Source organism: Pseudomonas nitroreducens, assembly GCF_014204515.1.
Classification (GTDB): domain Bacteria; phylum Pseudomonadota; class Gammaproteobacteria; order Pseudomonadales; family Pseudomonadaceae; genus Pseudomonas; species Pseudomonas nitritireducens_A.
The window spans coordinates 56,239-70,274 of record NZ_JACHLI010000031.1 but is presented as its reverse complement, the minus strand read 5'-3'; the positions used below and the strand labels follow the sequence as shown (position 1 = coordinate 70,274).

The 14,036-nt window shown below is 68.4% G+C and carries 12 protein-coding genes; all 12 read left to right on the top strand.

From position 1 onward, the window contains the following. The first annotated feature begins 8 nt into the window (after positions 1-8). The 12 genes from HNP46_RS28030 to HNP46_RS27975 all read left to right on the top strand — a co-directional run bounded on the left by HNP46_RS28030 (position 9) and on the right by HNP46_RS27975 (position 13,837). A complete protein-coding gene (locus HNP46_RS28030) occupies positions 9-404 on the top strand; it encodes a Zn-ribbon domain-containing OB-fold protein (protein WP_184595571.1) in 396 nt (131 codons plus the stop codon). Further along, positions 401-1,546, top strand: coding sequence for a thiolase family protein (locus HNP46_RS28025; RefSeq protein ID WP_184595569.1), 1,146 nt, complete (start codon positions 401-403; stop codon positions 1,544-1,546). The genes HNP46_RS28030 and HNP46_RS28025 overlap by 4 nt, the downstream gene beginning before the upstream one ends. A gap of 10 nt (positions 1,547-1,556) precedes the next feature. Continuing rightward, positions 1,557-2,303 (top strand): SDR family oxidoreductase, encoded by a 747-nt coding sequence (locus HNP46_RS28020; protein WP_184595567.1) that lies wholly within the window; start codon positions 1,557-1,559, stop codon positions 2,301-2,303. Positions 2,304-2,306: 3 nt separating this feature from the next. Next, positions 2,307-3,110 (top strand): enoyl-CoA hydratase/isomerase family protein, encoded by an 804-nt coding sequence (locus tag HNP46_RS28015; RefSeq protein WP_184595565.1) that lies wholly within the window; start codon positions 2,307-2,309, stop codon positions 3,108-3,110. Positions 3,111-3,126: 16 nt separating this feature from the next. Continuing rightward, a complete protein-coding gene (locus HNP46_RS28010; protein WP_184595563.1) occupies positions 3,127-4,281 on the top strand; it encodes an acyl-CoA dehydrogenase family protein in 1,155 nt (384 codons plus the stop codon). Positions 4,282-4,312: 31 nt separating this feature from the next. Continuing rightward, the gene (locus HNP46_RS28005) at positions 4,313-5,230 is read left to right on the top strand and encodes an SDR family oxidoreductase (protein WP_184595561.1); all 918 of its coding nucleotides are present in this window, start codon (positions 4,313-4,315) and stop codon (positions 5,228-5,230) included. A 10-nt stretch (positions 5,231-5,240) separates the two neighbouring features. Next, a complete protein-coding gene (locus HNP46_RS28000) occupies positions 5,241-6,473 on the top strand; it encodes an acyl-CoA dehydrogenase family protein (RefSeq protein WP_184595559.1) in 1,233 nt (410 codons plus the stop codon). A gap of 47 nt (positions 6,474-6,520) precedes the next feature. Further along, positions 6,521-8,248 (top strand): long-chain fatty acid--CoA ligase, encoded by a 1,728-nt coding sequence (locus HNP46_RS27995; RefSeq protein ID WP_184595557.1) that lies wholly within the window; start codon positions 6,521-6,523, stop codon positions 8,246-8,248. A gap of 39 nt (positions 8,249-8,287) precedes the next feature. Then, complete coding sequence (locus tag HNP46_RS27990; protein WP_184595555.1) at positions 8,288-9,844, top strand: long-chain-fatty-acid--CoA ligase; 1,557 nt, start codon at positions 8,288-8,290, stop codon at positions 9,842-9,844. Further along, positions 9,844-10,278 (top strand): PaaI family thioesterase, encoded by a 435-nt coding sequence (locus HNP46_RS27985; RefSeq protein WP_184595553.1) that lies wholly within the window; start codon positions 9,844-9,846, stop codon positions 10,276-10,278. The genes HNP46_RS27990 and HNP46_RS27985 overlap by 1 nt, the downstream gene beginning before the upstream one ends. 260 nt (positions 10,279-10,538) lie before the next feature. Continuing rightward, on the top strand, positions 10,539-12,449 hold the full coding sequence (locus tag HNP46_RS27980) for a DUF1302 domain-containing protein (protein WP_184595551.1): 1,911 nt from the start codon (positions 10,539-10,541) through the stop codon (positions 12,447-12,449). 23 nt (positions 12,450-12,472) lie between these two features. After that, entirely contained in the window at positions 12,473-13,837 is a 1,365-nt protein-coding gene (locus tag HNP46_RS27975) for a DUF1329 domain-containing protein (protein WP_184595549.1), read from the top strand. Positions 13,838-14,036: the final 199 nt, after the last annotated feature.

The following is a 14,036-nucleotide window of genomic DNA, read 5'->3' as shown; positions in this document are numbered from 1 at the left end:
GAGCTCCCATGAGCGCATCCCACGAGGCGGCCCCCGGCGTCGCCGCACAACCCTGGCGCGAACGCGATGGCGCGCTGGTCCTGCTGGCCTCCCGGCGCCCCGGTCGGCCGGGTCTGCATTTCCCGCCACTGCCGGAGACTTCGCCGCTGGGCGAAGGCTGCGAGCTGGTGGAGCTGGCCTCGGCGCCGCGGCTGTACAGCTTCACCGTGGTGCACGCCAGCCCGAAGGCGAACAGGCCGCCGCAGCCGCTGGGCCTGGCCGATTTCCCCGAGGGCCTGCGGGTGTTCGCCCGCCTGGACTATCCCGCCGGCCGCCAGCCGCGGATCGGCGAAGCGCTGAGCCTGTGCCTGGTGGACTCCGACAGCGGCCCGATCTACGCCTTCCGCCCGCAGGAGAGTGCATGAACAAGCCTATCTACATCTCCGGCGTGGCGATGACCCCGTTCGGTCGCCATGCCGCGTCGCTGCAGGACCTGACCCAGCAGGCGGTACTCCAGGCGCTGAGCGATGCCGGCATCGAGCTGCACGAACCGCAGGCCTTCTACGCCTGCAACGTGTTCGGCGGCATGGTCCTGGGCCAGGTGCTGCTGCGTGACCTGGGCCTGTCCGGCCTGCCGATCTACAACGTCGAGAACGCCTGCGCCAGTGGCGCGACCGGTGTGCACCTGGCCTGCCACGCGCTGCAGGCGGGGGTCTACGACACCGTGGTGGTGTTCGGCGTGGAGAAGCTCACCGCCCTGGGCGGCGGCACCATTCCGCTGCAACGCAACGACTACATGACCGAGCTGTACGCCCGCGCCGGCATGGCCCTGCCGGCGATCTACGCCATGCGCGCCACGCGCTACCTGCACGAGTTCGGCGTGGGCGCCGAGGTGCTCGGCGCGGTGGCGGTGAAGAACCGTCGCCAGGGCGCGCTCAACCCCTACGCCCAGACCCGCTCCGCAGTGAGCCTGGACGATGTGATGGCTTCGCGGCCGGTCTTCGAACCGCTGACCCTGCTGCAGTGCTGCCCCTCGGCGGTGGACGGCGCCGCGGCGCTGGTGCTGACCACCCGCAAGCCCCAGCAGGCGCGGCCGGTGCGGGTGCTCGCCTCGGTGGTGCAATCGGGCCGTGCCGAGGAAGCGGACGACGACATCCTGTCCGCCGAGATCACCGCACGCGCCGCCCACCTGGCGTACCGCGAAGCCGGCGTGCGGCCGGCGGACATAGACGTCATCGAGCTGCACGACGCCTTCAGCATCGCCGAGCTCATCTACTACAACGCGCTGGGCCTGTGCGGCCGTGGCGAAGCGCACGAGCTGCTGCTGGATGGCGTCACCAGCCTGGGTGGCAGCTGCGTGGTCAATCCCTCCGGCGGACTGCTCGCCAAGGGCCATCCGCTGGGCGCCACCGGCGTCGCGCAGATGGTCGAGGCGGTCTGGCACCTGCAACAGCGTGCCGGCGAGCGCCAGGTCGAAGGTGCCGAACTGGCGCTGACCCAATGCACCGGCGGCGGCATCGCCGGCGTCGACCACGCGGCTTCCGCCGTACACATCCTGGGCGTCTGAGGAGACCCACATGAACGAGAAAGTCGCAATAGTCACCGGTGGCGCCCAGGGTATCGGCCTGGGCCTGACCCGCGCCCTGCTCGACGCCGGCTACGCCGTGGCGATGTTCGACCGCAACGGCGAGGCCATGGACCGGCTGCTCGCCGAGGCCGGTGAGCAGGCTGGCAGGCTGCTGGCGGTGCAGGTCGACGTGACCGACGCCGAGCAGGTGAACGCTGCCGTGGCGCGGGTCGCCAGCCACTGGAAGACCCCGGACCTGCTGGTCAACAACGCCGGCCTGACCCGCGACAAGCGCCTGGTCAACATGAGCGAAGCGGACTGGGACCTGGTGCTGGACGTCAACCTCAAGTCACAGTTCCTCTGCTGCAAGGCGGTGGTGCCGGGGATGATCGAGCAGGGCTTCGGGCGCATCGTCAACATCTCCTCGCGCGCCTGGCTGGGCGGTTTCGGTCAAGCCAACTATTCGGCGGCCAAGGGCGGCGTGATCAGCCTGACGCGCACCCTGGCCATCGAACTGGCGCGGCATGGCATCACCGCCAACGCCATCGCCCCCGGCGCCATCGACACGCCGATCCTCGCACCGCTCTCCGCGGAGCAGCGGGCGAAGATCATGGCGACCATCCCGGTCGGCCGTATCGGCAAGCCGGAGGACATCGCCCACGCCGTGCTGATGTTCGCCGATCCGCGCGCCTCCTACATCACCGGCCAGACGCTCTACGTCTGCGGTGGCCGCTCCCTGTCCAGCTCGAGCGCCTGAGCCATGGCGATCCAGTTCCAGATCATCGGTCACGTGGCGCTGCTCACCCTCGACGCCCCGGAATCCCTGAATGCCCTGACCATCGGTGACCTGCGTCACCTGCGCAAGGCGCTGAACACCGCGCAGGACGACGACCAGGTGCGCGCCATCGTCCTCACCGGCGCCGGCGACAAGGCGTTCTGCACCGGCGCCAACCTCAAGACGACACTGCCGCCCTCGAGCAGCTTCGCCAGCGGCCAGTTCAAGAGCCGCGCCGGCGAGGCCGAGGAGGGCGGCTACACGCGGCTGATCGACCTCGGCGACCTGGAGATCTGGAAGCCGATGATCGCCGCCATCCACGGCTACTGCCTGGGCGGCGGCCTCGAACTGGCGCTGCAGTGTGACCTGCGCATCGCCAGCGACGAGGCCAGTTTCGCCCTGCCCGAAGCCCGGGTGGCCAGCGTACCGGCGGTGGGAGGCGTGCAATACCTGATGCGCGCCATTCCCGCTGCCCATGCGATGAAGCTGGCGCTGACCGGCGAGCGCATCGACGCCGCCGAGGCCCTGCGCATCGGCCTGGTCAGCGACTGCGTGGCCCGCGAGGGATTGCTGCCGCTGGCCATGCAGCTGGCCGAGCGGATCGCCGCCAACGGCCCGCTGGCGGTGCAGGCGATCAAGCGCTTGGCGGTGGAGACCAGCCACTTGGCGCCGCGGGACTTCGTCGCCCAGGCCAACCTGCACTGGGGCCTGCTGCGCGACAGCCAGGACCGCATCGAGGGCCGTCGCGCCTTCGCCGAGAAACGTCCGCCGAAATTCACCGGCGCCTGAGTCCGAGAGCCCATTGATGAACTTCGCTCCCAACCCGTCCCAGGACATGATGATCGACGCGGCCCGGCGTATGGTCCGTGATCGCATCCAGCCGGTACTCGGCCGTCATCCCGTCGACCAGCCGCTGCCGCGCAGCGCCATGCTGGAAATCTACGCCGCGCTGGCCGAGCTGGGCATCACCGCCCCGCGCCTGCCGGTGGAGGCCGGTGGCGGCGGGCTGAAGATGCTCGACTACGGGCTGATCCTCGAACAGCTGCCGGCCATCGTCGCGCTGTCGCTGATTTCCCACGAGGGCACCGTGGCGCGCATCTACTCCGGCTGCCCGGCGGAGATCGCCGAGCAGTACCTGCCCGACCTGATCGCCGGCCGCCGCATCGCCTGCACCGCCAACTCCGAGGTCAACGCCGGCTCCGACTCCAATGCGGTGAAAACGCGCATCCGCGTCGACGGCGACAGCGCCTACATCAGTGGCCGCAAGATCTGGATCACCAACGCCTCGGTCTGTGACCTGTTCAACGTGTCCTGCACCCTGGGCACCGACGAGCGCGGCCGGCCCATCGCCCAGCGCGCGCTGGTGGACCGCAGCCAGTCGGCGGTGGAGGTCCGCGAGATCGCCGTCACCGGCCTGCAGCAGGGCCACCTGAGCGAGGTGCTGTTCGAGGAAACTCGGGTTCCCCGCAGCCACCTGATCGGCGAGGCCGGCGACGCAGCCAGGACCCTGACCCTGGGCTGGAACGGCAACCGCCCGCTGATTGGCCTGATGTGCGTTCACCTGGCACAGCGCGCCTACGAGATGTGCGTCGAGTACAGCCGCGTGCGCGAGCAGTTCGGCAAGCCGCTGGCGGCGCACCAGCTGGTGCAGCAGGACCTGGCGGACATGCAGACCCTGATCGTCACCTCGCGCCTGCTCTGCTACCAGGCGCTGGACGCCATGGACCGCGGCGAGCGCGCCAACGGCAGCTCGGCCATGGCCAAGCGCTACGCCACCCAGGCCTGCGAACGCGCCCTGGGCCTGGCCATGCAGCTGCACGGCGGCATGGGCATCACCCAGGAACTGGGCATCGAGCGCATGTGGCGCGACGCCCGCATGTTCCAGGTACCCGACGGCATGAACGGCATCCTGGCATTGATCCAGGGCCGCGAGATCACCGGCGTCAGCGCATTCCGCTGAGCGCCGTGCAGAACAACAGGAGGAGCAGGCGATGGGTTCGCAGATGATGGAAGGCAAGGTGGTGATAGTCACCGGCGCCGGCCGCGGCATCGGCCGCGAGATGGCCTTGCAGATGGCGGCGCAGGGCGCACGGGTGGTGGTCAACGATATCGGCGTCAGCGTCAGTGGCGAGGCGGACGACGAGGACCCGGGCCGCGAGGTGGTCGAAGCCATCCGTGCGGCTGGCGGTGAAGCGGTGCTCAGCCGCGACAGCGTGGCCGAGTGGGACAGCGCGCGGCGCATCGTTACCCAGGCGCTGGACAGCTTCGGCCGCCTCGATGCGGTGCTCAACAACGCCGGCATCCTGCGTGATCGCATCTTCCACCAGATGAGCGCGGAGGAGTTCGATGCGGTGCTCAAGGTGCACCTCTACGGCAGCTTCTACATGAGCCGCGCGGCCATCGAGCCGTTCCGCGAGCAGAAGTCCGGCGCCTTCGTGCACATGACTTCCACCTCGGGACTGGTGGGCAATCTCGGCCAGGCCAACTACGCGGCGGCGAAGATGGGCCTCCTCGGCCTGTCCAAGTCCATCGCCCTGGATGGCGCGCGCTACGGTGTGCGTTCCAACTGCATCGCGCCGTTCGCCTGGAGCCGCATGGTCGGCTCGATCCCGGCCAGCGATCCGGCCCAGGCCGCGCGGGTGGAAAAGATCAAGTCGATGACCCCGGCGCCGATCGCCGCCATGGCGGTGTTCCTCGCCAGCGATGCGGCCTCGGCGGTCAACGGCCAGGTGTTCACGGTGCGCCGCAACGAGGTGTTCCTGATGAGCCAGCCGCGGCCGCTGCGCTCGCTGCACCGCGGCGAGGGCTGGACCCCGGAGCTGCTGGCCGAGCACCTGCTGCCGGCCTTCAAGCCATCCCTGCTGCCCCTGGATACCTCGGCCGACGTGTTCGGCTGGGACCCGGTCTGAGGAGACTCCCATGGACTTCAACCTGTCCGACGATTGGGTCGCGGTCGGCGACGCGCTGATCCGCTTCATCCAGCAGGAAGTGGAGCCGCTGGAGCAGCGCCACGCCGATCTGCTGCACAACGAACGCAAGCTGTACGGTGAGGATGGCCGCTACTGCCCGCAGGTCATGGAGCTGCGTGCCCAGGTGCGCCGGCTCTCGGCCAGGGCCGGCTTCTACACCGCCCTGGGCGACGCCAGCCTGGGTGGCGCCGGGCTCGGGGCGCAGGCCGCGGTCTACCTGCAGGAGCGCCTCAACGCCTATGTCGGGCCATCCCGCCACCTGATCCACACGGTGATCCTGCCGTCGCCCTTCACCAACGGCCTGACGCCGGTGCTCAAGCACATGCAGCCGGCGGTGCTGGAGGCCTACCTGCCGGCCATCGCCAGCGGCGAGGACACCCTGTGCTTCGGCCTCAGCGAGCCGGACGCCGGTTCCGACGTGCTGGCCATGCGCAGCCGCGCCGTGCGCGACGGCGACTACTGGGTGCTCAACGGCAGCAAGCAGTGGATCACCAACGCGCCGTACGCCACCTACGCGATGGTCTTCGCCGTCACCGACGAGGCCCAGGCCCGGGCCGGCAAGGGCGGCATCAGCGGCTTCTTCCTGCCTACCGAAACCCCCGGCTTCTCCGTGCCCAGCGTGATCCCGACCATGGGGCACCTGGGCGCGGACATCGGCATCATCGCCCTGGACAACGTGCGGGTGCCCGACAGCCACCGCATCGGCCCGGTCGACCGTGGCCTGCAGGCGGCGCTGGAAGGGGTCAACGCCGGGCGCCTGAGCATGGCCGCCTCCTGCCTGGGCCTGGCGCGCTGGGCCCTGGACCAGGCGCTGGAATACGCCAAGGTGCGCCGCACCTTCGGCAAGCCGATCGCCGAGCACCAGATGGTCCAGGCCATGCTCGCCGAGTGCGCCATGGACATCTACGCGGTGAAGAGCATGGTCCGCCACTGTGCCTGGCTGGTGGACGAAGGCCAGCCGGCGACCAAGGAGGTGTCCATCGTCAAGGCCGCGTCCACCGAAGCGCTGTGCCGGGTGATGGACCGCTGCATGCAGGTGCACGGCGGCATGGGCCTGACCAACGAATTGCGCCTGGAGGAGGGCTTCCGCTTCGCCCGCACCATGCGCATCCCCGACGGCACCTCGGAAATCCAGCGGCGCACCATCGCCCGGCGCCTGCTCGACGGCGACACCCACTTCTGACCGACCAATCGCCCAGCGGGCCGCAGCCCGCGCCAGGAGGCCGTTCCATGCCCAACAGTCATCCCTGCCCGACGCCACCCGGCGTGATCGAGCGCCCGACCGGGGCGCTGGGCGTCGATCCGCGCCACGCCGCCTACCTGCCGGCGCGCCAGGTGCACATTCCGCAGACCAGTATCTTCGCCCACCTGGAAACCGCGGCGCGGCGCTACCCGGACAAGACCGCGGTGCAGTTCTTCGGCACCGCCTACCGCTACGCCGAGCTGCTGCGCGACGTCGAGCGCATGGCCGGCTACCTGCAGAACGTCTGCGGGGTGGAGCGCGGCGACCGGGTCGTGGTGTTCAGCCAGAACTGCCCGCAGTTCATCGCCGCCTACTTCGCCATCCTGCGTGCGGACGCCGTGCTGGTGCCGGCCAACGCCATGCTGCTGCAGGATGAGATGGCGCACATCCTCGCTGACAGCGGCGCAGTGGCCGCTTTCGTCGCCGAGGAGCTGGTCGGGGAGATCGCCCCGCTGATCGGCCGCACGGCGCTGCGCCATGTCATCGTGCACGCCTACGGCGACGCGCTGGGCGAGGACGATTCCGGCCTCAGCATCCCCGACTGGGTGCGCCGGCCGTCCTCGAGCGGCTCGCTGTTCGCCGGTGGCGAACGCTGGTCGGCGGCCCTGGCCCAGGACCACGCGCCGGCACCCCATCGCGCCGGCCCCGACGACCTGTGCATGCTGCCCTATACCTCCGGCACCACCGGCAAGCCCAAGGCCTGTGTGCATACCCACCGGACCGTCAGCACCTCTTTCGTCGGCTCGACGGTGTGGCGGCCGACCCATGCCTCGTCGGTGTTCCTCGCCGTGGCGCCGCTGTTCCACCTGCTCGGCCTGCAGACCAACGTCAACGCGGCGATCTTCAACGGCAGCACCATCGTGCTGATGCCGCGCTGGGACCGCGAGACCGCCGCCACCCTGATCGAGCGCCACGGCGTGACCTTCTGGGCGGCGCTGCCGACCATGCTGGTGGACTTCTTCTCCCAGCCGGGCATCGACCAGCGCGACCTGTCCAGCCTGCGCATCATCACCGGGGGCGGGGCGGCCACGCCGCAGCACATCAGCGACCTGCTGAAGCAGCGCTACGGCCTGGACTACATCGAGGGCTACGGCCTGACCGAGACCGCCTCGTTCCTCTGCACCAATCCGTTCTATCGGCCCAAACGCGGCTGCCTGGGCGTTCCGACCTTCGGCGTCGACCTGCGCCTGCTCGACCCGCAGACGCTCGAACCGGTGGCCCAGGGCGAGGTCGGCGAGATAGTCGCCCACGCCGCCCAGGCCATGCTCGGCTACTGGAACAATCCGCAGGCCAATGCCGAGACCTTCGTGGTCATCGACGGCAAGCGCTTCCTGCGTACCGGCGACCTCGCCAGCCGCGACGAGGACGGCTACCTGTTCATGCGCGATCGGCTCAAGCGGATGATCAACGCCTCGGGCTTCAAGGTCTGGCCGGCGGAAGTCGAGGCCCTGCTGCATACCCATCCGGCGATCTCCGAGGCCTGCGTGATCGCCACCCCCGACCCGCACCGCGGCGAGACGGTCAAGGCCGTCGTCACCCTCAAGCCCGGCGCCAGCCTGGACAGCGAGGAACTGCTCGCCTGGTGCCGCACCAACATGGCCACCTACAAGGCGCCGCGGCTGGCGCAGATCGTCGACAGCCTGCCGAAGAACGCCACCGGCAAGATCGCCTGGCGTGAACTGCAGGAACAGGAGATGGCCCGCCGCGCCAGTTGAGCGCCGGGTCCGATAACAACAATTCCAAGGACTCTCAGCATGTATCTGACCCAAGGTCTGCAGCGCTCGCTGCAACAGACGCCTGATCGTATCGTCAGCATCTTCGGCGCGCGCCGCCGTACCTTCCGCGAGTTCGGCGAGCGCGTCGCCCGGCTCGCCGGAGCCTTGCAGCAACTGGGCATGGTCGCCGGCGACCGCGTCAGCATGCTGGCGCTCAACTCCGACCGTTACCTGGAGTACCTGCAGGGCACCTGGTGGGGCGGCGGCGTGCTCAACCCGGTGAACATCCGCTGGGCGGTGCCGGAGATCGTCTACTCCCTGGACGACTGCAACACACGCTTCCTGCTGGTGGACGATCACTTCCTGCCGCTGGTGGAGGGCATCCGCGCCCAGGTGCGCAACGCGCCGTTGTTCATCTACGCCGGGGAGGGCCGCGCGCCCGCCGGGCTGCTCGACTACGAGACGCTGCTGGCCGCGGCGCAGCCGGTGGCCGATGCCGGCCGCGGCGGCGACGACCTCGCCTGCATCATGTACACCGGCGGCACCACCGGTTTCCCCAAGGGGGTGATGCAGAGCCATTTCAACCTCTGGTCGGCGTGCATCCAGCGCATGGCGGAAATCCACCAGGCCGATACCCAGCGCGACCTGCACGTCATGCCGCTGTTCCACATCGCCGGATTGGCGCGGGTGGTGTCCGGCTTCATCGCCGGCGGCTCCCACGTGGTCCAGCCGACCTTCGACGCGGCGGCGGTGCTGCGGGCGATCGCCGAGGAGGGCGTCACCGACGCGATCCTGGTGCCGACCATGATCCTCGGCCTGCTGGCCCATCCGGACTTCCATCGCCACGACCTGTCCTCGCTGCAGCGCCTGACCTACGGCGCCTCGCCGACCGCCGGCGAGATGATCGAGCAGGTCCTGGCGCGGCTGCCGCACCTGCAGCTGTCGCATTCCTATGGCCTGACCGAGGCCTGCCCGATCGTCTCCACCAACCCGCCGCAGAACCACGGTGAAGAGGCCCGGCGCAGCGGCCTGATCCGCTCGGTGGGGCGTGGCGGACTGGGGGTCAACGTCAGGGTGGTCGACGAGAACGGGGTGGAAGTGCCGCGCGGTACGGTCGGCGAGATCATCGTGCGCGGGCCGAACATCATGCTCGGCTACTGGAACAAGCCGGAGGAGACGGCCAGGGCATTGCGCGATGGCTGGCTGTACACCGGCGACGGCGCCTACATGGACGAGCAGGGCTACCTGTTCATCGTCGACCGCCTCAAGGACATGATCGTCAGTGGTGGCGAGAACGTCTATTCGGCCGAAGTGGAGAACGTCGTCGCGCGGCACCCGGCGGTGCTGATGTGCGCGGTGATCGGCATTCCCCACGAGCAGTGGGGCGAGTCGGTCCACGCCATCGTGGTGCGCAAGCCGGGCGCGGAGGTCGGCGAGGATGAGCTGCGCAGCTACTGCCGCGAGTACATCGCCAGCTACAAGTGTCCCAAGAGCGTGGAGTTCCGCGAGGCGCTGCCGCTGACCGGCGCCGGCAAGATCCTCAAGCGCGAGCTGCGTGAACCCTTCTGGAACGGCAAGAGCCGGGCGGTGAACTGATGCACGCCAGCGAACAGGACGAGGTGCCAGCAGGCTTCTCGCCGCTGCCGACGCCGCCGGGCTTCGTCCGCCATTGCGGCGGCTTCCACTTCCATGACCACCTGCCCATCGTCGGGGTGAGGATCGACGGGCACCTGCTCAACTCGGTGCGCATCGTCCACGGCGGCTTTCTCGCCACCCTCGCCGACACGGCTTTCGGGCTGGTGTTCAAGCGCCAGTACGGGCTGTCGGTGCCACCGATCACGGTGAGCCTCAGCCTTGACTACCTGGGGGCGGTGCGCGAAGGCGACTGGCTGGAGGCGCAGGTGAACGTGCTCAAGTTCGGCAGCAGCTTCGCCAATGCCGACTGCCTGCTGAAGGTCGGCGAACGGGTGGTGCTGCGGGCCACCGGCATCTTCACCCTGTGGAAGGGCGGCAGTCCGGCCGACGCCTGAGTTTCGTTCGGCACGCAGACACCGTCAGCGCCCCGGGGAAATCCCCCGGGGCGTTGTCGTTTCTGCAGTGCTTGCTACCGCGGGAAACCGCTCTGTCTCGGGCCTTTTCAAGGCTCTGTAACCCTTGGTAACGACACCGGCTGGCAGGTGGATCGGCGCCGCGATCGGGTCTGAAAGAATTACCCGATCGGGTGAATTGCCTGCTCCGGGTGCCCGATAGCATCGGCTCTCACCACACTGATCCGCTTTCGGAGCGCCGCATGAAAACAATAACAAAGCGCGGAGTTTTTCAGCCGCACCTGTTGGCTGCCGCCGTCGCCCTGGGCGGCATCGGCCAGGCCAACGCCGTCGACTTCAACCTGGGGGAGATCGAGGGCAAGTTCGACTCCTCGCTGACCCTGGGCGGCAGCTGGGCGACGAAGAATCCCAGCAAGCAGTTCATCTCCAACGGCAACAGCATGGGGGTCGAGGGCGGCAGGGCTTCGTCGCGGACGGTCGACGACAACCGCCTCAACTTCAAGGCGGGCGAGAACTTCTCGACCCTGTTCAAGGGCCTGCACGACCTGGAGCTGAAGTACGGTGACAGCGGCGCTTTCCTGCGCGGCAAGTACTGGTACGACTTCGAGCTCAAGGACGGCCACCAGCACTTCTACGACATCGACGACCATGGCCGCGAGCAGGCGGCGAAGTCGTCCGGCGCGATGTTCCTCGACGCCTTCCTCTACCACAACTACAACCTGGGCGATCTGCCGGGCAACGTGCGCTTCGGCCGCCAGGTGGTGAGCTGGGGGGAGAGCACCTTCATCCAGAACGGCATCAACGTGGCCAACCCGATCGACGTCGCGGCGATCCGCCGTCCCGGCGCGGAGGTCAAGGAAGGGCTGATCCCGGTCAACATGTTCTATGTCTCCCAGGGGCTCTCGGAGAACCTCACCGCCGAAGGCTTCTACCAGCTGGAATGGCGCAAATCCATCGTCGACAACTGCGGGACCTTCTTCGGCAACGATGGCATCCCTGCCGGTTGCTATGACCGCCTGGTGACCACCGGGCCGGACTTCGCCCCCGGCGATCCGCGCGCCAATGCCGGCGGCATCCTCACACCCGCCACTGCGCTGCGTGGGCTGGCCGCCATCCAGAGCGGGCAGAGCAACGCCTACATCCCGCGGCTCAAGGACAACGATGCCCGTGACAGCGGCCAGTTCGGCCTCGCGCTGCGCTGGTTCCTGCCGGAGCTCAACGATACCGAGCTGGGCTTCTACACCCTCAACTACCACAGCCGCAGCCCCTACCTGAGCACGCTGCGCTCGACCTCGTCGCTGGCGCCCATGCCCGGCCTGCCGGTGGCGATCGGCACCAGCGCGGCGCAGGTGAACGCCGTGCGCAACTCGCGCTATTTCATCGATTACCCCGAGGACATCCGCCTCTACGGCGTGAGTTTCCAGACCAACGTCGCCGGGACTTCGCTGGGGGGCGAACTGAGCTTCCGGCCGAACATGCCGCTGCAGATCAACACGCCTGACCTGCAGAACGCCACCATCGGCAACCCGGCATCACCGCTGGTGGTGTCCGGCTACAGCAGCGGCATCGCTCCGGGCGCGAAGATCAACGGCTACGAGCGCATGCCGGTGCTGCAGGCGCAGATGACCGCGACCAGCTTCTTCGACCAGGTACTGGGCGCCGAGCGCCTGACCCTGGTCGGCGAGGTCGGCTACAACCGCATCAACGGCCTGGGCGGCGCCCACGGCGACGACGTGCGCTTCGGCCGCAGCCCAGGATGGGGACCGGGGGTCTACGCCGATTCGGTGGACCCCACCGGCGCCCGCTGCATCGGCACCAATCCGGGGCTGCCCAATGCGCAGAACCCGGCCCAGGAGTGCAATGCCAAGGGCTTCTACACCAGCAGTTCGTGGGGCTACCGCGCCCGCGCGAAGCTGGACTACGCCGACGTCTTCGCTGGTGTGAACCTGTCGCCGAACCTCGCCTGGACCCATGACGTGCAGGGCTTCGGGCCGAACTTCGAAGAGGGCAACAAGGCGGTGAGCATCGGCCTGGATGCCGAGTACCTGAACATGTACACCGCCAGCCTCAGCTACACGGACTTCTTCGGCGGGCGCTTCAACACCAACACCGATCGCGATTACGTGTCGCTCAGCGTGGGCGTGAACTTCTGAATCATCGACGGCAGAGAATCAGTATGAAAACCAATGCAGTTGTGCAATGTGGCGTTCTGGCCCTGTCCCTGCTGGCCAGCGGCGTGATGGCGGCGGTGTCGCCCCAGGAGGCCGCCGAACTGGGCGGCAAGCTGACTCCCCTGGGCGGGGAAAAGGCCGGCAACGCCGACGGTTCCATCCCGGCCTGGAACGGCGGGCTGAAAGCCGGCGCCGCCGCGGTGGACGCCAGCGGCTTCCTCGGCGATCCCTACGCCGGCGACAAACCGCTGTTCACCATCACCAAGGCCAACCTTGAGCAGTACAAGGACAAGCTCAGCGCCGGGCAGCAGGCGATGTTCCAGCGCTACCCGGATACCTACAGGATTCCGGTCTACCCCACACGGCGCAGCGCCTCGGCGCCGGATGCCATCTACCAGGCGGCGAAGAAGAGCGCGGTCACCACACAGTTGATCAACGACGGCAACGGCATCGCCGATTTCTCCAGCCGCTACTACGCCTTCCCGATTCCCAAGAGCGGCGTGGAGGTGGTGTGGAACCACGAGACGCGCTATCGCGGTACCAACTACACGCAGCAGATCGCCCAGGCCACGCCCCAGGTGAATGGCGACTACACCATCGTCGAAATGAAGCAGGACGTCGCCTTCCCGCAGTACCTGCCCGATGCCTCCCAGGACACTGCCAACGCGCTGTTCTTCTTCAAGCAGGAAGTCACCGCGCCCTCGCGCATGGCCGGCAACGTGCTGCTGGCCTACGAGACCCTGGACCAGATCAAGGACCCGCGCCAGGCGTGGTCCTACAACGCCGGCCAGCGCCGGGTGCGCCGGGCGCCGCAGGTGGCCTATGACGGTCCGGGCACGGCGGCGGACGGCCTGCGCGTGGCGGACAACTCCGACATGTACAACGGCTCGCCGGATCGCTACCAGTGGAAGCTGATCGGCAAGCGCGAGATGTACGTGCCGTACAACAACTACAAGCTGTGGTCGCCGCAGGTGAAGTACGCCGATATCCTCAAGCCCGGCCACATCAACCAGGACCTGACGCGCTACGAGCTGCACCGCGTCTGGGAGGTCGAGGGCACCCTGCGCCCCGGCCAGCGGCACATCTACGCCAAGCGCCACATGTACTTCGACGAGGACAGCTGGGCGCTGCTGGAAGTGGACCACTACGATGGCCGTGGCCAGCTGTGGCGAGTCGGTGAGGGCTACCAGGTCAGCGACTACCAGCACGGCAACAGCACCTACGCGCTGCAGGCGCTGTACGACCTGGTGGCAGGGCGCTACATCGCCCTGGGCATGACCAACGAGTCGAAGAAGGCGACCCAGTTCGACCAGCAGTTCAAGATGAACGACTTCACCCCTGCGGCCCTGCGCAACGCCGGTATCCGCTGACGATCCACTCCCTGCACGGCGACCTTCATCGGTCGCCGCTCCTTTGCCGGGGCTGCCAGCTCCTGCCCCGGCTTCTTTCTGTGACCTGGTTCCCAGCCTGCGACCCCTGGTCGCGCCCACCTGACCCGGGTGGCGCCTTTGCTCCCGGCGTTTTGCAGGATCGCCGCAGACTCAGCGAAATCACCGTGCCCCGCACCGT

Bases quoted from the DNA above. Each gene is read 5' to 3' on its own strand.
- HNP46_RS28030 (WP_184595571.1), top strand. From the start codon at position 9: ATGAGCGCATCCCACGAGGCGGCCCCCGGCGTCGCCGCACAACCCTGG.
- HNP46_RS28025 (WP_184595569.1), top strand. From the start codon at position 401: ATGAACAAGCCTATCTACATCTCCGGCGTGGCGATGACCCCGTTCGGT.
- HNP46_RS28020 (WP_184595567.1), top strand. From the start codon at position 1,557: ATGAACGAGAAAGTCGCAATAGTCACCGGTGGCGCCCAGGGTATCGGC.
- HNP46_RS28015 (WP_184595565.1), top strand. From the start codon at position 2,307: ATGGCGATCCAGTTCCAGATCATCGGTCACGTGGCGCTGCTCACCCTC.
- HNP46_RS28010 (WP_184595563.1), top strand. From the start codon at position 3,127: ATGAACTTCGCTCCCAACCCGTCCCAGGACATGATGATCGACGCGGCC.
- HNP46_RS28005 (WP_184595561.1), top strand. From the start codon at position 4,313: ATGGGTTCGCAGATGATGGAAGGCAAGGTGGTGATAGTCACCGGCGCC.
- HNP46_RS28000 (WP_184595559.1), top strand. From the start codon at position 5,241: ATGGACTTCAACCTGTCCGACGATTGGGTCGCGGTCGGCGACGCGCTG.
- HNP46_RS27995 (WP_184595557.1), top strand. From the start codon at position 6,521: ATGCCCAACAGTCATCCCTGCCCGACGCCACCCGGCGTGATCGAGCGC.
- HNP46_RS27990 (WP_184595555.1), top strand. From the start codon at position 8,288: ATGTATCTGACCCAAGGTCTGCAGCGCTCGCTGCAACAGACGCCTGAT.
- HNP46_RS27985 (WP_184595553.1), top strand. From the start codon at position 9,844: ATGCACGCCAGCGAACAGGACGAGGTGCCAGCAGGCTTCTCGCCGCTG.
- HNP46_RS27980 (WP_184595551.1), top strand. From the start codon at position 10,539: ATGAAAACAATAACAAAGCGCGGAGTTTTTCAGCCGCACCTGTTGGCT.
- HNP46_RS27975 (WP_184595549.1), top strand. From the start codon at position 12,473: ATGAAAACCAATGCAGTTGTGCAATGTGGCGTTCTGGCCCTGTCCCTG.